Annotated in this window: 12 protein-coding genes and 2 pseudogenes; 13 read left to right on the top strand and 1 reads right to left on the bottom strand. The window is 72.8% G+C overall.

The features are described 5' to 3' along the window. The first annotated feature begins 2 nt into the window (after positions 1-2). The 11 genes and pseudogenes from ACIQ7D_RS01205 (at position 3) to ACIQ7D_RS01155 (ending at position 15732) form a co-directional block, all read left to right on the top strand. Positions 3-695, top strand: coding sequence for a hypothetical protein (locus ACIQ7D_RS01205; RefSeq protein ID WP_384991071.1), 693 nt, complete (start codon positions 3-5; stop codon positions 693-695). A gap of 6 nt (positions 696-701) precedes the next feature. Next, a complete protein-coding gene (locus tag ACIQ7D_RS01200) occupies positions 702-1064 on the top strand; it encodes a hypothetical protein (RefSeq protein WP_403932060.1) in 363 nt (120 codons plus the stop codon). Then, a complete protein-coding gene (locus ACIQ7D_RS01195) occupies positions 1057-2196 on the top strand; it encodes a hypothetical protein (RefSeq protein WP_403932057.1) in 1140 nt (379 codons plus the stop codon). The genes ACIQ7D_RS01200 and ACIQ7D_RS01195 overlap by 8 nt, the downstream gene beginning before the upstream one ends. 40 nt (positions 2197-2236) lie before the next feature. Next, complete coding sequence (locus ACIQ7D_RS01190; RefSeq protein ID WP_403932054.1) at positions 2237-2761, top strand: phage baseplate assembly protein V; 525 nt, start codon at positions 2237-2239, stop codon at positions 2759-2761. A gap of 71 nt (positions 2762-2832) precedes the next feature. Beyond that, complete coding sequence (locus ACIQ7D_RS01185; protein ID WP_403932050.1) at positions 2833-3180, top strand: hypothetical protein; 348 nt, start codon at positions 2833-2835, stop codon at positions 3178-3180. Beyond that, complete coding sequence (locus ACIQ7D_RS01180; protein ID WP_403932047.1) at positions 3177-3560, top strand: GPW/gp25 family protein; 384 nt, start codon at positions 3177-3179, stop codon at positions 3558-3560. Before ACIQ7D_RS01185 ends, ACIQ7D_RS01180 begins: the two co-directional genes overlap by 4 nt. Next, positions 3557-6784 carry a putative baseplate assembly protein gene (locus ACIQ7D_RS01175; RefSeq protein ID WP_403932044.1) on the top strand — a complete coding sequence of 1076 codons (3228 nt, stop codon included), beginning with the start codon at positions 3557-3559 and terminating at the stop codon, positions 6782-6784. Before ACIQ7D_RS01180 ends, ACIQ7D_RS01175 begins: the two co-directional genes overlap by 4 nt. Next, positions 6781-10731, top strand: a complete 3951-nt coding sequence (locus tag ACIQ7D_RS01170) for a putative baseplate assembly protein (RefSeq protein WP_403932040.1) — start codon at positions 6781-6783, stop codon at positions 10729-10731. Before ACIQ7D_RS01175 ends, ACIQ7D_RS01170 begins: the two co-directional genes overlap by 4 nt. After that, entirely contained in the window at positions 10728-12932 is a 2205-nt protein-coding gene (locus tag ACIQ7D_RS01165; RefSeq protein ID WP_403932037.1) for a hypothetical protein, read from the top strand. The genes ACIQ7D_RS01170 and ACIQ7D_RS01165 overlap by 4 nt, the downstream gene beginning before the upstream one ends. Before the next feature lie 89 nt (positions 12933-13021). Next, on the top strand, positions 13022-14680 hold the full coding sequence (locus tag ACIQ7D_RS01160; protein ID WP_403932034.1) for a DUF6519 domain-containing protein: 1659 nt from the start codon (positions 13022-13024) through the stop codon (positions 14678-14680). 157 nt (positions 14681-14837) lie between these two features. Next, positions 14838-15732 (top strand): annotated as a pseudogene (locus ACIQ7D_RS01155) (peptidoglycan-binding protein). A 25-nt stretch (positions 15733-15757) separates the two neighbouring features. Here the strand turns inward: ACIQ7D_RS01155 and ACIQ7D_RS01150 are convergent. Further along, the gene (locus tag ACIQ7D_RS01150) at positions 15758-17182 is read right to left on the bottom strand and encodes a phytoene desaturase family protein (protein WP_403932031.1); all 1425 of its coding nucleotides are present in this window, start codon (positions 17180-17182) and stop codon (positions 15758-15760) included. A gap of 112 nt (positions 17183-17294) precedes the next feature. Here ACIQ7D_RS01150 and ACIQ7D_RS01145 point away from each other — a divergent pair. Next, a pseudogene (locus ACIQ7D_RS01145) lies at positions 17295-17559 on the top strand (DNA polymerase subunit beta); the annotation flags it as partial. A gap of 224 nt (positions 17560-17783) precedes the next feature. Further along, a complete protein-coding gene (locus ACIQ7D_RS01140) occupies positions 17784-18536 on the top strand; it encodes a TNT domain-containing protein (protein WP_403932028.1) in 753 nt (250 codons plus the stop codon). Positions 18537-18538: the final 2 nt, after the last annotated feature.

Raw genomic sequence — 18538 nt, 5'->3', positions numbered from 1 at the left:
CTGTGACCCGCTACGCCGACATACCCAAACCCATCCGCTCCGGCATCGTCATCGTCGACCCCGAACGCGGCACCCCGCAGCGCATCATCGTGCTCCAGTTCAACCCCGACACCCTCGAACGCTCCGTCTCGCCCCAATCGGCCGGCGGCAGTGGAGATTCCGGCGGTGGCGGGAGCGGAAGCGGGGACCGCAACGAGGCGCTGCGCCTCAAGGGGCCCGCGCAGGAGACGTGGAAGTTCACCGCCGAGATCGATGCCACCGATCAGTTCGAGGTGGCCGCGCCCGACGGGATTCATCCTCAGCTCGCCGTGCTCGAAATGCTCGTGCAGCCGACCACCGCGCAGCTCCGCGCCGCCTCGCGGCTCGCGCAGAACGGGACCATTGAGATCAGTCCGATCGAGACGCCGCTCACCCTCTTCACCTGGGGCAGCAAGCGGGTGATGCCCGTCCGGCTCACCGAGTTGTCCGTCAATGAGTCGGCGTTCGACGTGAACCTCAATCCCATTCGGGCGAGCCTCAGCATCGGGCTCAAGGTGCTCACCGTCAGCGATCTGCCCGCGGGGCATCGCGGGGCGGAGTTGTATCTGGCGCATCTCGCGCAGAAGGAGCGGCTCGCCGCCGCCGCTGTGGGTGGGCAGCTCGGGAGTCTCGGGCTGAGTGGTGGCGTTGGCTTCAGCGCCGGGATCGGGAGGTAGACCGGAATGATCGAGCCGTACGAGAGCGCCCTCGACGCGATCCCCGGATCGCATCCGTATCCCCGCGACAGTCGGTACCACGATGTCGAGATCGGGGTGCACGTCCAGGCCGACGGGACCGAAGTGCGGTATGCCAAGCGACGGTTGCTGCCGGCCCTCGGTGACGCGGAGAGTGCGACCGCGCCGCATACCGTCAGCAGTGGTGAGCGGCCCGATCATCTCGGGCAGCGGTACTTCGGCGATCCCGGGCAGTGGTGGCAGATCGCCGACGCGAACCCGGTGCTCGATCCACGGGAGTTGACCGCCGAGCCCGGTCGGCGCATCGACGTTCCGCTGCCTGGCGGGTTCGCCGGGGGTGGCCGTGGCTGACGAGCCGGTCGGGAACGGGCCTGTTCATCTGACCCTGCACATGGGGCCCAAGCTCACCCGGCCCGTGCCCGCCGAAGTTTCCGAGGCGTTGCTCTCCGCGCAGATCACGACGACCGCCGGGGAGCGCAGCGGGTTCCAGATCGCGTTCGATCTGACCAAGACCGGGGTGATCAACCGGCGGTTGCTGCCCGAGGGGTTCTTCGATCCCCGTACGCGGATCATCGTCAGCGCCTCCGTCAAAGGGGTTTCGACCGTCTTGCTCGACGGGCTGATCGTGCGGCAGGAGGTCGGGGCCAGCAATCAGCCGGGGCAGACCACCCTCACCGTCACTGGCGAGGATCTCACCCTGCTGATGGACCTGGAGGAGCGGACCGACCGGTATCCCAATCTCGCGCCGTCCCAGCGGGTCGAGCGGATCCTCGCCAAGTACGCCGATTACGGCATCGATACGCGCATCATCCGCGAGCAGGTGCAGCAACCACCGCGCGAGCAGTGGCGGGTGGACTACCAGACCGGGACCGATCTCGGTTACGTGAACGACCTGGCCAGGGCCAACGGCTTCACGTTCTATCTCGATCCGGGGCCGCGCCCCGGGCGGTCCGTCGCGTTCTGGGGGCCCGAGCAGCGGCTCGGGCAGCGGCAGCACGCACTCAACGTCAATATGGACAACAACTCCACCGTCGACCAGCTCACGTTCGCGTACGACGGGACCGCCCGCGAGGAGCCGCAGGCGCGCGTGCAGGATCCGCGGACCCGCGATGTCACCCTGCTTACCCAGCCCGACATCACTCCGCTCCGCCCGCCTCTCGGCCGCCGCGCCACGCCCGCGCTCAAGCGCAGGACGCTCTCCGGCACCGCCAAGAAGGACCCGGGGCAGGCCGAGGCGGAGGCGCTGGCGCGTGCCGCGACGTCCGCCGACGCCATCTCCGGGTCCGGGTCGCTCGATGTGAACCGGCACGGCTACATCCTGCGCCCGCGCGAGCTGGTGGGGGTGCGCGGCGCCGGGGTGACGTACGACGGCGACTACTACGTCAAGTCCGTCACCCACAACCTCAGGCCCGGCTCGTACCAGCAGAACTTCACGCTCTCCCGCGAGGGCCTCATCGCCAGGAGCACCACCGTCCGTCCGTAGAGGACACCAGGGACCAGACCAGAAGCAGGAGCTACTTCGTATGGCGGCACCGAACAACCGCTTCCTCGGCAAGTTCCGGGGCCGGGTGGTCGACAACAGGGATCCGCTGCGGATCGGGCGGATCACGGCGCAGGTGCCGGATGTGCTCGGGGACGAGGCGTCCACCTGGGCGCTGCCCTGCCTGCCGTTCACGGGGCGTCAGTCGGGTCAGTACGTCGTCCCGGAGATCGGGTCGGGCGTGTGGATGGAGTTCGAGCAGGGCGACCCCAGCTTCCCCATCTGGACCGGGAGTTGGTATGGGGACGTCTCCGAGCTGCCGCCGCGTGCGAGCGCGGAGCTGCCCGGCTCGCAGCCCGTGGTGATCCAGACCCCCGGCAACCACAAGCTGGTGATGTCGGACGTGCCCGGCGGCACCGGAATTCTGCTGGAGGCCAAGGGCGGCGCGTACATCCGGATCGACGAGCGGGGCGTGACGGTCGGCAACGGCAGTGGCGCGACGATCGAGTTGATCGGGGACGAGGTCAGCATCAACGGGGGCCGGCTGACCGTGCCGAAGAAGCGATGAACGCGGCCGCGACGAAGGCGGAAGCGGAAGCGGCGAGCGCAGCAGCGATGAGTACAGCGACGGGGAGAAATATGGTGTCCGGGAATCTCATCAGCACGGGTTTCACGATCAGTTGTCCGCACGGCGGCCGGGTGGCACCGGCGTCCGGTGCCTCGTCGGGGGTACGGCTCGACGGGCTGCCCGTGCCCGCGGCGACCGACACGTTCACCGTCACCGGCTGCCGTCACACCGTCGACCGGGTGCCGTATCCGTGTGTCACGGTCCGCTGGACGCCGGGCCAGGGCAGGGATGTTGTACGGATCGACGGTTCGGCCGCGCTGCTGGACAGCACGTCCGCGCTCTGCTTCAGCGCCGCGCTCGTGCCGCAGGGGCCGCCGGTCGTGACTCCGCTGACGGAGCGGGGGGTGTGTACGCGATGAGGTACGGGACCGTACGGAGCGACATCGCCTTTCCGTTCCGGGTCGACCGCCGGGGACGTACCGCACATGCCGCGTACGACGACCATGTGCGCGACCTCATCGAGCAGTTGCTCTTCACCAGCCCGGGTGAGCGGGTGATGCGCCCCGACTTCGGGTGCGGCCTGCTCGATCTGGTCTTCACGCCCAACAGCCCCGAACTCGCCTCCGCGGTGGAGCTGTCCGTACAGGCGTCGCTCCAGCGCTGGCTGGGGGACCTGATCGAGGTGGAGGCGCTGGACGTGATCAGCGAGGAGAACGTGGTGCGGGTGTATCTGCGGTACGTGGTGCGTTCCACCGCGAGCCGGCGCGACGAGGTGTTCGAGGGGAGTGGTCCGGCATGAGCGGGCCCGGAGGCCAGGTGGAGTGCCGGAAGGACGGACGGCGCGCGCGGGTGCGGGCCGCGCGGCTCGGCGGGGTGGACGCGGTCGAGGTCGGTGACGACGGGCTGACACTCACCGTCACCTTTCTCGGGAAGTCTCCGCACGGGCTGTGCCCGGAGAACGTACGGATCGACGGCGGCCGGCGGATCACGGGCATCGAGGCCGTGGACGTCTCCGTCGAGCGCGAGGAGGACCCGGAACTCGACGACCGGCTGTTCGTCACCCTCGACCGGACCGGGGACACGTCCCGCTACCGGCTCTCCCTCGTCGACACGGACCCGTACGGACGTCCTGGCACCGAGCCGTTCCCCGGCTTCGACCAGCGGTATTTCTCCGCCGGGTTCGACTTCCGGGCCGGCGGTCCGACGCCCTTCGATTGTGTGGACGAGGCGCCGGGGTGCCCGCCGGACCACCGTCCCGCGCCGGTCATCGACTACACGGCGCGCGACTACGACTCCATCCGCAAGGTGATCCTGGACCGGCTGGCGCTGACCACTCCGGGCTGGGTCGAGCGCAACGCCGCCGATCTCGGCATGACGTTGGTCGAACTCCTCGCCCACACGGGCGATCTGATCGGCTATCAGCAGGACGCGGTGGCGACGGAGGCGTATCTCGACACGGCCAGGCGCCGGGTCTCGGTACGGCGGCACGTACGGCTCATCGACTATCCGATGCACGACGGGGTCAACGCGCGCGCCTTCGTGGCCGTCGAGACGGTACGTCAACTGTCCCTGGGGCTTGGGACGTTCCGCTTCGCGGCCGTCGACGTACGGCGGCTGGGTCCGCGCGACCGGCCCGAGACCGGCACCGTCCTGGACGACCGGGAGCTGGCCGTGCTGGAGGAGCGCGGGTCGGTGGAGATCTTCGAGCCGGTCGTCCCCGAGAGCCCGCCGGCGCGCCCGGCGCACCTGGTCCTGCGGCCGGAACACAACACCATCCGCTTCTGGACCTGGGGCGGCGAGGTGTGTTCGCTGCCCCCGGGCGCCGTCTCCGCCACCCTGCGGGACGCGTGGACGGACGAGGAGTGTACGGAGCGCGCGCTGGATCTGTCACCGGGCGATCTGCTGCTGATCGAGGAGGTACGGGGCGCGCGCACCGGCACGCCCGGTGACGCCGACCCGGCACACCGGCAGGCCGTGCGCCTGCTGTCCGTCACCCCCGCCGTGGACCGGCTGGCGGATCAGCCCGTGCTGGAGGTGGTCTGGGCGGCGGGGGACGCGCTCACCTTCCCCGTCTGCCTCTCCACCCTCGGCGGGCCGCGCTGCGAGCCGGTCGAGGATGTGAGCGTGGCACGCGGCAATGTGGTGCTCGTCGACCACGGCCGGTCGCCGGACTTCGGCCCCGGGGACGGGAGCGGTAGGTGTGAGACGGTCGTCGTGCCGCCCGCGCCGACCGTCCTCGGGTCCTGCGCGCCCGCCGGTTTCGGCTGCGGCGATCACGACCAGGGCAACGCGCCCGCCGCGCTCCTCAACGCGCTTCTCGACCAGACTCGTTGCGGGCGTTCGCTCACCCCCCACCAGGTACGTGAGCTGTTCGCCGTCGTCGGCGAGGCGGCGACCGAACGCGTCGGCATCGGGCTGGAACAGGCGGGACGCAAGCGGGAAAAGGTCGTCCCGGGCACCGCGTACGCCCAGGCCGAGGCGCTTGCGGCGCTGCTGGCCCAGACCACCTACCCGGGTGTGGAGCCGCGCTTCCGGCCGGTGCTGCACCGCTCCCCCGTGGTCCAGTCCGTACCGTTCCCCGAGCCCCGCCATGTCTCGGCGGGGCAGGCCGACCGGCTGGCGGCGATTCCCGGCCGCGTACGGCTGCGGCTCGTGGAGCTGTGGCGCAGCGCCCGCGATCACGACGGGCTGGCGGAGCCGGAAGTCCGGGAACTGACCGTGCTGTTCGGGCTGCGGGTATTGGAACGCTTCGAGCTGCGCCGTCAACCGGTGCGGGCGCTGCGGGAGTTGCTGCACCGCAGTGAGCGGCTACTGGCCGCCAAGCTGCGCCGGATCGAGGTACTGAGCGCGCGGGCCCGCGCGGGCGCGGTGCTCGGCGGCGCCATCGTCTGGGAGATCGAGCACAGTTGGGGCCCGGAGTACGCGGCCGGGCTCCACCCGGCCGATCCGGTGCTGCACGGCCCCGCCGCCGCCCTCGTCCAGGATCCGCGTGCCGCGCTGCCCGCCGTACGGGTGAAGGACGGCGACGCGTGCTGGGCGCCGCGCCGGGATCTGCTCGGCAGCGGGCCACGGGATCGGCACTTCGTGGGCGAGCTGGAGGACGACGGGCGGATCGCGCTGCGGTTCGGCGACGGACGGTACGGGGCGCGGCCTCGGCCGGGTGCCCGGCTGGAGCCGCGCTACCGGCTCGGCGGCGGCACGGCCGGCAATGTCGGGGCCGAGGCCATCAACCACCTGGTGGTGTACCGCGACCCGGACGCCTCGGAGACATCCGGCGTCGAGGAGCTGACGTCGGTGCAGGGGGTGCACGGGGTGCGCGGGGTACGAAACCCGCTGCCCGCCGTCGGCGGTACGGATCCGGAACCCATCAATCAGGTACGGCAGTTGGCGCCGCTCGATCTGAAGCGCTCACGGCTGCGCGCGGTCACCGCCGAGGACTACGCGGCGCTGGCGAGCGCCCTGCCCGGGGTGCAGCGGGCGGCGGCGGAGATCCGCTGGACCGGGAGTGTCCGGGAGGCGCATGTCGCCGTCGACGCGCTGGGGACCGGTGAGCCCTCCGCCGAACTGCTCGACTCCGTGTCGTACGCGCTGGAGGGCTACCGCCGGATCGGCCATGACCTGGTGGTCGGGCCCGCCCGTACCGTACCGCTGGACATCGGTCTCGCGGTGTGTGCCGGGCCCGGCCATCAGCACGGGCAGATCCTGGCCGAGCTGTACCGGCTGCTGGGCGGCCGGCGGCTGCCCGAAGGCGGCCGGCTCGGCTTCTTCCACCCGGACGCGCTGACCTTCGGCGAACCCGTCCGGCTGAGCAGGCTGGTGGCGGTGGCGGCGGGCGTGGCGGGCGTGGAGAGCGTCCGGGTGACCCGGCTGCGCCGGCTGTTCCACGGAGATCCCGACGATGACACCGCACTGGAGGACGGCGTGCTGCGGCTCGGACCGCTGGAGATCGCGCGTTGCGACAACGACCCCGACCGGCCCGAGAACGGCCGGCTCTCGATCGAGCTGGGCGGAGGTGCCCGATGAACGGCGTCCCCGGAACCGGCTCGGGCCGCGACTGTGGTTGCGGATGTGGTGGCCACGACGAGCGATACGCGCCCGAGGCGCTGTACAACCCGCCGGGCCGCACCGCGCTCGACTACCGTGTCGGCACATACGATTCGTTTCTCGCCGCCATGCTCGACCGGCTCGCCTCCCCGGCCTACCCGGCGCTGCGCGGGCTGACCGTCCGCACGCCGGACGACCCGGCGATCGGGCTGCTGGACGCCTCGGCGGTCGTCGGTGACCTGCTGACGTTCCACAGCGAGCGCGTGGCCGACGAGGGGTATCTGCGCACGGCGGACGAACACCGTTCGCTGGCACTGCTCGGGCGGCTGGTCGGGCACCGGCCCCGGCCGGGGATCGCCGCCGACACCCACCTCGCGTACACACTGGACCGCGATCCGCGCGCCGAGGACCTTCCGGTGCTGATCCCCCGCGGGGCGCGCGCCAACAGTGTGCCCGCCAGCGCCGACGAGGAGTCGCAGGCGTTCGAGACCAGTGCGGACCTCACCGCGCGCGCCGCCTGGAACGAGCTGGCGGTACGCCGTCGCCGGCCGGCCCTGCTCACACCTGACGACCTGGGCCGGCGGTCCGAGATCCAGGTCGCGGGGACCGACACCGGGCTACGGACCGGCGACAAGCTGCTGTTCGTCTTCGGTACGGCGGCAGAGGAGGCGGGCTCGGGCCAGGGGCAGGGCGGGCAGCCCTTGCTGCTGCCGGTCGCGCGGGTCCGGATCGACCGCGAGGACGAGGTGACGGCGATCGGGCTGCCGCAGTCCCCGCCGCCGTCGCTCGGCGAACTGGTCGCGGAGCTGGTTGAGTGGATCACCGAGGACGACCGGGAGACGGAGGACGGCGACCCGTCCCCGGACAACCCCAACCCGCGCCCCGTCAGCATGATCATCTCCGACTTCGACGACCAGGTACTGGCCCCGCTGCGCGCGGACCTGGCGGGGATCACCTCTCCGGGACAGCTCGTACGGCGGCTCACGGATCCGCGTGAACGCCTGGCCGAGGCGGTGGCCGTGGCCGCCGCCCACGAGGAAGTCGCCGCCTGGTTCTCGCGGTTGGGCGCGATGGTGGCCAAACTGGCCGAACGGGTCGCCGATCTGGAGACCTCCCAGCCCGACCAGCCCGATCCCCAGCACCCGGACCCGGCCCGGTCCGCACAGCAGGACCGGGCCGTACGGCAAGACCAGTCCGTACGGCAGGACCGGGCCGTATCCCAGCACCGGGCCGTACCGGGGCACCAGCCCTTCCCGCCCGGCACCGCCGGTGCCACGGCCGGGGCCGCCCTGCGGGCGCTCGGCGCCGTACTCCCCGCGCTGCGCGCCGGCGCCGCGAAGCCGCCGTCCGGGCGGCACGCACCGTCGCCCGGCCCCGGGCACCTCCTCGCACCCGGCTCCGACCTCGGCGCACGGCTGCTGGCCGCGCTCGATCCCCGGGTGGCGGACGGCCTGTACACGGCGTGGCGGAGCGCTTCCCCGGCGGCCACCGCCGCGGAGGCCGCCGTCCCCCTGCTGCGTGAACTTCAGGCGATGCGGGTGACGGCCGCCCCCTTCGGGGCGACGGCGCCGCTCCAGCCCGTACAGGACGAGCGCGGCCGGGTCATCCGTCAGACGGACTGGCCGCTCACCGGATCGGCGCTGACCACCGTGCGGGTCGTCCTGGACACGGCGGGCAAGGTGCCGGTGCGGGCCGAGTTCCAGCACACGGAGCACGGCTCCTCCGTGCAGACCTCGGAGAACCTGCCCGCCGAGAAGACCTTCGATCTCGGCCCGGGCCGGATCGCCCTGAGCAGCCGCCCCGCGCCGAACGCCGACGACCAAGCGGACAGCGGCGACCGCGCCGAGCCCGGACAGCCCGGCGTGAGCGTCCAGTTGCTGCCCGGCCTCCCCGAGCTGAACCTCTTTGTCTCGCTCCCCGGGGACGACGGGCGCGTCCGGGTCACCGTCCGCAACGGTGAGCCGAAGGAGTGGTCCCTGGCGCCCGGCGAGCGGCACCAAGAAGCCCATGAGGGTTACGAGTTGACCGTACGGTTCGCGATCGGCAGCGAGCCCGCGAACGTCGAGGTCGGCATCGCGACCGTCCCCGAACAGCCTCGCCGTCATGTCCTCGCGCTCGACTCCGTGCAGGACGGCGTCACGGTCGGGAGCTGGGTCGTCATCGAGCGCCCCCGCAAGGGTGCGCCGGGCCCCGACGGGATCCCCGGCGACCGGGCGCTCGCCTCCGTGGCGACCAGGGTCACCGCCGTACGCACCGCCGTGTACACCGACTACGGCATCACCGGTCGGGGCACCGAGCTGACCCTCGCGGACCCGTGGCTCGACACTCACGACGTGCTGCTCTCCACGATCCGGGACACGGTCGTGCACACGGGCGGCGAGCCGCTGGTCCTCGCCGACGAACCGCTGGGCGCCGACGTGGGCGGCAATGAACTGGAACTCGCCGCTCTCTACGACGGGTTGACCCCCGGGCGCCATCTTGTCGTGTCCGGGGAGCGCACCGACATTCCCGGTACGGCCGGGGTGCGGGGTACCGAACTGGCGGTGATCGCCGCCGTGGAGCAGCGTCTGGACCCAACTCTGCCCGGGGACCGGGTCCGTACGGTACTGACGCTCACAGCCGATCTGGCCCACCGCTACCGGCGTGACACGGTGCGCGTACAGGGCAATGTGGTCCCGGCGACGCGTGGCGAGAGCCGGGACGAACCCCTCGGCAACGGCGACGCGAGCCGGATCCACCAGACGTTCACCCTCTGGCAGTCGCCGCTGACCTGGCTGCCCGCCGACAATCCGCTGGGCGCCGTCCCGACCCTGGAGGTGCGCGTCGACGGGCTGCTGTGGCACGAGGTGGACAGCCTGGCCGGGCACGGGCCGCGCGACAGGGTGTACGTGTCGGGGACGGACGCGGACGGGCGCCCCACGGTGACCTTCGGCGACGGGGTGTTCGGTGCGCGGCTGCCCACCGGGCACGAGAACGTACGGGCCCGCTACCGCTTCGGCACCGGTCGCGCCGCCAATGTCCCCGCGCACCGCGTCACCCAGGCCATCACCCGGCCGCTGGGTGTCACCGCCGTGACCAATCCGCTGGCCGCGACGGGCGGCGCGGACGGCGACGGGCCCGGTCTGACCCGTCGTACGATCCCTCTCGCGGTCTCCGCGCTCGACCGTCTCGTCTCCCTGAAGGACTACGAGGACTTCGCCCGTTCACGGGCGGGCATCGGCCGGGCGGCGGCCCGCGAGATCTTCGACGGCCGCCGGCGGGTGCTGCATATGACGGTCGCGGGCACGGACGACATCGCGATCGCCGACGACTCCGAGGTGCTGCGCGCGCTGCGCTCCTCGCTCGTACGGTACGGGGACGCGCGCCTCCCGGTCCGGGTCGACGTGCGCGAGCTGGTGCTGTTGCTGCTGGCGGCACGGGTGAAGGTGGCGCCCGACCACACCTGGACCGTGGTCGAGCCCCGGCTGCGGCAGGCGCTGCTGTACGCGTTCGGCAGCGGACGGCGGGAGTTGGGCCGTTCCGTCCAGCTCTCCGACGTGCTGGCGACCGCCCATCGGGTGCCCGGTGTGGAGTATGTCGACGTCGATGTCCTCACCGGTGTTCCCGCATCGGTCACCGCCGACGGACTGGCCGGGCTCGCGGGCGAGTTGACCCGGCCGCGCGCCTCGGTCCCGGCCCGGCTCGCCACGTACGACGTGGACACCCACCGGGTCACGGCGGCGGACGGCGAGACACTCACCCGGATCGCCGCGCGGTACGGCATACCGCTGGCCGAACTGCTGCGCCTGAACCCGGACATCACCGATACCCGACGGCTGGAGCGGGGCCGGGTGGTGGTGGTCTTCCGTGGCATCAGGCCGGCGCAACTCGCCGTGCTGACGCCGGAGATCGCGGACACACTGATTCTGACGGAGGTCACCGCATGAGCAGGGAACCGGACGGGCTCGCGGAGCTGCTTCCGCAGTGGCACCGGCTGCGCGACGCCGAGGACGGTGAGCCGCTGCGCGCCCTGCTCGCGGTGATCGCCGAACAGGTGGACCGGGTACGGGACGGGGTGGAGCAGGGGTACGAGGACTGGTTCGTGGAGACGGCGGCGCCGTGGGTGCTGCCGTACCTCGGCGATCTGGTCGGTCACACCCCGCTGCCGGGTTACGAGCGCGTCCAGGCGCGAGGGCTCGGCGCGGACGGCGAGACGGACACGCGCGCGCGGCTCGCGGAGGCGCTGGCGCCGCGCCGCGATGTCGCCGCGACGGTCGCCAACAGGCGGCGCAAGGGCACCCTCGCCCTCCTGGAGGAGCTGGCCGAAGGGGTGGCCGGCTGGCCGTCGCGGGCCGTGGAGCTCTCCCGGCTCGTCGCCCACCACCAGCCGGTCAGGCTGTACGGATCGGCGACCGACGCCACCCGGGCGCGCCGTCTGGAGCGCGGCCGGCTCGCGGACGTGCGGGACGGCGCGGCGCTGGATCTGGCGGGCGGCCCGTTCGGCGCGGTGGCGCGGACGGCGGAGGTACGGCGGGCCGTTTCGGCGCGCCGGCCGGGCGGCAACTCCCCTGCCGGGGTGGGACTGTTCGTATGGCGGCTGAAGCCGCATCCGGTGACCGGTTCGCCCGCGTACTGCGTCGACCGGGCCCGTAACCTCTACACGTTCTCGATTCTCGGCAACGACACCCCGCTGGTCACCGAACCGGTGCCCGAGCCGTCGCCCGCCCATGTCGCGACGATCGACCATGTGCCCGCGTACATCCGCCGCAGGCAGCTCGCGGACCGGCTCGTGGACTACTACGGGCCCGGGAAGAGCTTCACGATCCGGCGCGACGGCGGGCGGGAGCCGGTGCCGCTGTCGGACCTCGTCGTGGCGGACCTGACGGACTGGCGCTACCGACCCGCGCGCGGGCAGGTGGCCGTCGACCCGGTGCTCGGACGGATCGCGTTCGGGGCGCGTTCGGCGCCGCGCCAGGGCGTCTGGGTCAGCTATCACACCGCGTTCTCCGACGACACGGGCGGCGGCGAGTACCCGCGCGAGCGCGAGACGCCGGCCACGGCGACGGTCTACCAGGTCGGGCCCGGCCGCGCCTACCAGCGGATCATGGACGCCTACGGCGCGTGGCGCGACGACCGGCGCGGCGGGCGCTGCGGCCCCGACGGCGTCATCGAGATCACGCACAGCGGCGCGTACCAGGAGCAGTTGGACTTCGAGCTGGATCCCGGCGACCGTCTGGAGGTACGGGCGGCGGAGGGCGCGCGGCCGGTGATCCGGCTGCTCGACTGGTACAGCAACCGGCCCGACGCGCTCAACATCCGGGCTTCGGAGGCCTGTTCGGACGACGATGCCGGCGGCGACCGCCCGGACGGCGGCCCGGGACGGCCCGCGCCCCCGCGGATCGTGCTGGACGGCCTGCTGATCACCGGACGCGGCCTCCATGTCTCCGGGCCCCTCGGCGCGCTCGTTCTGCGGCACTGCACCCTCGTACCCGGCTGGTCGCTGGAGCCGCGCTGCGAGCCGCACTCCCCCGAGGAACCGAGCCTGGTGCTGGACCGCACCACCGCGTGTGTGGAGATCGAGCGGAGCGTCCTGGGGACCATCGAGGTGATCGGTGACGAGGTACGGCACGACCCGCTCGACCTCCACATCCGCGACAGCGTCCTCGACGCCACCGGCCACGACCGGGCCGCCCTGTCCGCGCCGGACTGTCGCCACGCCCACGCCGTCCTGCACGCGCACCGCACCACGGTGATCGGCGAGATCCACACCCACGCGGTGGAGATCATGGCGAACAGCATCGTCACGGGGGTGGTCCGGGTGGCCCGGCGGGGCATCGGCTGCCTGCGGTTCTCGTACGTACCGCCGGGATCACGCACCCCGCGCCGCCATCGCTGCCAGCCGGACCTGGTGGGCCGGGAGAACGCTCCGCTCGTACGGCCGCTGTTCACCAGCGAGCGGTACGGGACGCCCGCGTACGGGCAGCTCGCGGACGGGTGCGCCGAAGAGATCGGGCGGGGCGCGGAGGACGGCTCCGAGATGGGCGCGTTCCACGACCTGTACCAGCCGCAGCGCCTGGACAGCCTGCGGGCCCGGCTCGCCGAGTACACCCCGGCGGGTACGGACGCCGGGATCATCCGCGTCACCTGACCGTCCGTCCCTCCGCCACCCCGCCCGTCGCCGCACCGGCCCGCCCATCGCCCCATGCCGTACCGAACGTCCGAAGGGGACCTCTTCCCATGCACGCAGACATCTCCCGCGACACCTTCCGGCCCGAGCGGCACTACTCGGCCGTGCTCGCGCAGCAGGGCCGTGTCCAGCTCGACGCGGACGCCAACGAACAGGCCGCGATCCAGCTCGCCCACGCCCGTACCGTCGCCGCCGATCTGATCGGACAGCACGGCGGTCCGCGCGACGCCACCGGCTTCGCGGTGGACTTCGTACCGGGCAACCGGGAGCTGGACGATCTGACCATCGGAGGCGGCCGCTACTACGTGGACGGCATCCTGCTGGACGCGACCCGTCCCGAGCCCGGCGTCCCGGTCACGGACGACGAGCCCGGACAGCCCGCCGCCGAGGACGGCGACGGCGGCACGGACGGCGACGGGGGTCGGACGCCCGCCGCGCCCGGGCCGCCGGCCGGCTGGACGTACTGGGACCAGCCGGACGCGTACCGCGACCCGGAGCGTCCCGGCGACCGGCTGCCCGCCCAATTCCCCTATCTGGCCTATCTGAAGGTGTGGGAGCGCTCGGTCACCGCCGCCGAGGACCCGCTGCTGCGCGAGGTGGCGCTGGGCTCCGCGCTGCCGGACACGGCGGCCCGGCTCAAGGTCGTCTGGCAGGTGCTGCCGCTGCCCGGCGCCACACTGGAGCTGGACACGGCCGAAGGATCGCCCCGGAACCAGGATCAGGTGCGGGAGGCGTTCGCCCGGTGGGCGGCGGCGCAGACGCCGACGGCCCGGATGGCGGCACGCAGCCGGCGGCCGGAGCACGCGGACGACGAGCCGTGCCTGGTACGGCCGGACGCCCGGTACCGGGGCCCGGAGAACCAGATGTACCGCGTGGAGATCCACGAGGGCGGCACGGCGAAGGAGGCGACGTTCAAGTGGTCGCGGGAGAACGGCTCCGTGACCTTCGCCGTCGACGAACTCGACGGTACGTGGGTGGAGTTGGCGTCCCTCGGCAGTGACGACAAACTCGACCTGAACGTCGGTGACCTGGTCGAGTTCACCGACAGCGGCGCCCTCGGCCGGGGCGAGCCGCTGCCACTGCTGCGGGTGGAGGAGGTCGACCTGCCGGGCCGGCGCGTACGGCTCTCCGGCGAGCCGGAACGCCATGTCGGACGGCGCCCCGAACTCCACCCGTTCCTGCGGCGCTGGGACCACCGGCCCGGCACGCGCCACACCGGGAGCGGCGGTACGGGCGGGGCCGACCGGACGAAGCAGGGCGCCGGGGGGACGCGCGGCGGCGCGCTGCGGATCGAGGAGGGCGGCTGGGTACCGCTGGAGGACGGCGTCCACGTCTACTTCGAACCGGGGCGGACCTACCGCTCCGGTGACTTCTGGACCGTTCCCGCGCGTACGGCCACCGGCGACGTCGAGTGGCCGACGGACGCGGCCCGACGGCCGCTGCTGCGCTCCCCGCACGGGATCGCGACGCACTACGCGCCGCTGGCCTGGGTGCTGAGCGAGAGCGCGGTGACCGATCTGCGGCTGGCGTTCGGCCCGCTGGCCGCGCCGGTCCCGGCGGCGAGCGAGGCGGCCCTGGCCGCGGAGCGCGCGGCGGAGGAGGAGACCGTGGCCGCGGAACGGGCCACGGCGCGGGCGGCCGGTCAGCCCCCGGCGGAGGCCCCGGAGCCGGAATCGGGTCAGGACACCTCGGACCGGTCCGAGGGCTGATCCCGCACGGACAGCCGAGCGGCAACCACAGGAACAACGGAAACAACAGACACAACGGACACAGCGGAGACAGCGGAGACAGCGGACACAGCAACTACAACGGGAACAGCAGGAACGCGGGAACAGCACATCCGAACACCCCTGAAGGAGCACCGCCATGGCCACGCCCCTGACCGCCGCCAGACTGCTCAAAGCCCTCCGTGACGAGGGGCTGAGCGTCGTCGAACACCGGAGCTGGCGCACCCACAACCGCAACCACAAGGGGTCCTGGGGGGCCGATGCACGGAGTGATGATCCATCACACCGTCACCGCCGGCACCGAGAGCTCCGTCGAGCTCTGCTACAACGGCCACTCCGCACTCCCGGGGCCGCTCTGCCACGGGGTGATCGCCAAGGACGGCTCGGTCCATCTCGTCGGCAACGGCCGGGCCAACCACGCCGGTCTCGGCGACGACGACGTGCTGCGCGCGGTGATCAACGAGACGGCGCTGCCCGCCGACAACGAGGCCAACACCGACGGCAACCGCCATTTCTACGGCTTCGAATGCGTCAACCTGGGCAATGGCGAGGACCCGTGGCCGGCCGCCCAGCTCGAAGCGATCGAGAAGGCCGCGGCGGCGATCTGCCGTGCGCACGGCTGGAGTCAGCGTTCGGTGATCGGCCACAAGGAGTGGCAGCCAGGGAAGATCGATCCGCGCGGCTTCACCATGGACGCGATGCGCGCCCGGATCGGGAGCCGGCTCGGCGGCAAGCCCGAGAGCCCGTCGAAGCCTCCGGCCAAACCCCCGGCCAAGCCCCCGACGGCGTACGAGCCGTTCCCCGGAGCGGCGTTCTTCGCGGCCGGGCGGCGCAGCGCGGTCGTCACGGCGATGGGCAGGCGGCTGGTGGCGGAGGGGTGCGGAAGGTATCAGGTCGGGCCGGGTCCCGACTGGTCCGAGGCCGACCGTGCCTCGTACGCCGCGTGGCAGCGCAAGCTGGGGTTCGAGGGCGGCGACGCCGACGGCGTCCCGGGCCGGACGAGCTGGGACCGGCTCAAGGTCCCCCAGGTCTGACCGGCCCCGGGCGCCGAGGCCGGTCTCAGCTTCGGCCCTGCGCCCGCAGCCGCCGCCAGACGGCCTTCGCCGCGTTGTGCCCGGACATGCCGTGCACCCCGGGTCCCGGCGGCGTCGCGGAGGAGCAGAGGAAGACCGCGGGGTGCGCGGTCGCGTACGGGAAGAGGGAGATCTTGGGGCGCAGCATCAGCTGGAGCCCCGAGGCGGCGCCGCACGCGATGTCCCCGCCCACGTAGTTGGCGTTACGGGCGGCCAGCTCGGGCGGTCCCGCGGTGGCGCGGGCCAGGACGCGGTCGCGGAAGCCGGGCGCGAAGCGTTCGATCTGCCGCTCGACGGCGTCCGTGAGGTCGCCGTCCCAGCCGTTGGGTACATGGCCGTACGCCCAGAAGACCTGCTTGCCCTCGGGCGCGCGCGAGGGGTCGGCCAGGCTGGGCTGGGCGGTGATCAGGAACGGTGTGCCGGGCGCCTGTCCGCCGGAGGCCTGGCGCAGGGCGAGCCCGATCTCCCCGCTGGTGGGGCCGATCTGGACGGTGCCGGCGCGGCGCGGCTCCTCGGCGGTCCACGGGACGGGCCCGTCCAGCGCGTAGTCGATCTTGAAGGTGCTGGCGCCGTACCGGTAGGTGTCGTAGGCCCTGCCGAGACCGGCGATCCTGGCGAGCGCGGTCGGGGAGGTGTCGAAGACGTACGCGCGGGCGGGCGGCAGGTCGTCCAGCCGCTTGACCTCGTACCCGGTGTGGATCGTGCCCCCCAGGTCGCGGAGGTACGCGGCGAGCGCGTCGGAGATCGACTGGGAGCCGCCACGCGCCACGGGCCAGCCGCCGGCGTGCGCGGCGAGGGCGAAGATCAGACCGACGGCGCCGGTCGCGAGGCCGTCGAGCGGGGCGATCACATGGGCGACGAGCCCGGCGAACAGGGCCTTGGCGCGCTCGTCGCGGAAGCGGCGCATCAGCCAGGTCGACGGGGGCAGTCCGGCGAGGCCGAAGCGGGCGAGTGTGACGGGGTCCCGGGGCAGCGCGGTCAGCGGCAGGGACATGAAGTCCCGTGTCAGGGTGTCCCACTTGCCGAGGTAGGGCGCGACGAGCCGGCGGTACGCGCCGGCGTCGCGCGGGCCGAACGAGGCGGCCGTCTCGGAGACGGAGCGGGACAGCACGGCGGCCGTCCCGTCGTCGAAGGGGTGCGCCATGGGCAGGGCGGGGTGCAGCCAGTGGAGGCCGTACCGGTCGAGCGGCATGGTCTTGAAGACGGGCGAACCGATCCCCAGCGGGTGTACGGCGGAACAGGGGTCGTGGCGGAATCCGGGGAGGGTCAGCTCTTCCGTCCTGGCCCCGCCGCCCACCGTCTCCTTGGCCTCGAACACGGCCACGGAGAACCCCCGCCTGGCCAGCTCGACGGCGGCGGTCAGGCCGTTGGGTCCCGCCCCCACGACGACGGCATCGAGCATCGACGTCACCTCGGACTCCTTCATCAGCCGGTGACAAGGAAACCCAGGATATTCCCGGGCACCGACAGCCCGACGGCGGGTACGGTCCGCGCAGATGGACGGCAGGGCGAACGGACCGGCGCTCGCGGCCCTGGCCGCCGAGGTGACCGGCTCCCGGGTCGAGGTCGCGGGCCCCGGCGGCTGGGGACCCTGGGTCGACGGGGGCGCCCGGGCTGGCGCCGGGGAGGTGGCGCGCCGCCGTGTACTGGCCGACCCGCACGGCGAGTTGACCGCGCTGCGCACGGCGGCGCCGAGCTGTCCCGAGCCGCTGCTCACCGCGCTCACCGGGGCCGTCCGGGACAGCGGAGTTCTCGGTCGCCGGGGCCCGCAAGGTGACCCGGGCGGGGGCTTCGCCGACCGGATCGAGCGGGCCCTGCCGGCGCCGGCCCGGAGGCGGTGGCGCCGGCCGCGGAGCTGGTGCGCGAGACGGTGGCCGTCCTGGCAGCCGTACGGGAGGCGTGAGGACATCTCCCGTACGCGCTCACCGCACGCACCGGATCAACTACCCTTCGTCACGATGCCCGGTGGGAGACAGGATCCCGCCGGCATCGGACCTGAAGGGATCCCCTGAGTGAACCGCATGCGCACCGCGCTCGCCGGGCTCGGCGTGGCCGCCACGCTGGTCATGGCGCCCGCCGCGAACGCGACCCCCCTGCACGACGCGGAGCGGACGCCCCCGGCCGCCTCCCCGCTCCCCGTCACGACGGCCTCCCCGCTGCCCGTCACGGACATCGCCCCGGGCCCGGTCGGCGCGCCGGCCCCGCCCGAGCCGTGCACCGGGGAGTTCGGCGGCGACGCCCGCCTCGGGCCCGAGTATCTGCCGCGTACCTGGCAGAAGCCGGTCGGCCCGCTGCTGAAGGGGTACCACCGCACCGGGAGGCTGTCGCCCTCGGCCTTCCTGAAGAAGTACTGGGAGGGCCCGGCGGATTCGGGAAGCTGGAAGTACCCGCCCAACGACGGGTTCGCCGAGGTGAACGGCGAGCTCGACAAGAAGGCCACCGAGCTGCGCACCGGCGAGAAGCTGGACCGTTTCGGCTCCGAGTACGGCGGCTACCTGGCCCCGGCCGGTGACGCGTACGCACGGCGCGCGCTGCCCCCGCAGAACCTCAGCACGCGGGAGCCGGCCGTGCCGTGCGACTACCGCGTCTACCGGGTCGTCAAGCCGTTCTCCGTATGGCAGGGCTCCATCGCCCCGTGGTTCGAACAGCCGGGCCGGGGACAGCAGATCAAGCTCGATCCGGTCTTCCTCGACCCGGGCGAGGGCCTGCGGCTCAATGTGAAGTGGCTGCTGGATCACGGCTATCTGGTCTCCGCGAGCGGGTGACG

Source organism: Streptomyces sp. NPDC096310, from assembly GCF_044763125.1.
Classification (GTDB): Bacteria; Actinomycetota; Actinomycetes; order Streptomycetales; family Streptomycetaceae; genus Streptomyces.
The sequence above is the reverse complement of the archived record's forward strand: the minus strand, read 5'-3'. Positions and strand labels throughout refer to the sequence as shown.

What these genes read in the sequence shown, in the direction of transcription:
- ACIQ7D_RS01175 (WP_403932044.1), top strand. Translation starts at nt 3,557, where the DNA reads ATGAGCGGGCCCGGAGGCCAGGTGGAGTGCCGGAAGGACGGACGGCGC.
- ACIQ7D_RS01185 (WP_403932050.1), top strand. Translation starts at nt 2,833, where the DNA reads ATGGTGTCCGGGAATCTCATCAGCACGGGTTTCACGATCAGTTGTCCG.
- ACIQ7D_RS01180 (WP_403932047.1), top strand. Translation starts at nt 3,177, where the DNA reads ATGAGGTACGGGACCGTACGGAGCGACATCGCCTTTCCGTTCCGGGTC.
- ACIQ7D_RS01190 (WP_403932054.1), top strand. Translation starts at nt 2,237, where the DNA reads ATGGCGGCACCGAACAACCGCTTCCTCGGCAAGTTCCGGGGCCGGGTG.
- ACIQ7D_RS01200 (WP_403932060.1), top strand. Translation starts at nt 702, where the DNA reads ATGATCGAGCCGTACGAGAGCGCCCTCGACGCGATCCCCGGATCGCAT.
- ACIQ7D_RS01160 (WP_403932034.1), top strand. Translation starts at nt 13,022, where the DNA reads ATGCACGCAGACATCTCCCGCGACACCTTCCGGCCCGAGCGGCACTAC.
- ACIQ7D_RS01165 (WP_403932037.1), top strand. Translation starts at nt 10,728, where the DNA reads ATGAGCAGGGAACCGGACGGGCTCGCGGAGCTGCTTCCGCAGTGGCAC.
- ACIQ7D_RS01170 (WP_403932040.1), top strand. Translation starts at nt 6,781, where the DNA reads ATGAACGGCGTCCCCGGAACCGGCTCGGGCCGCGACTGTGGTTGCGGA.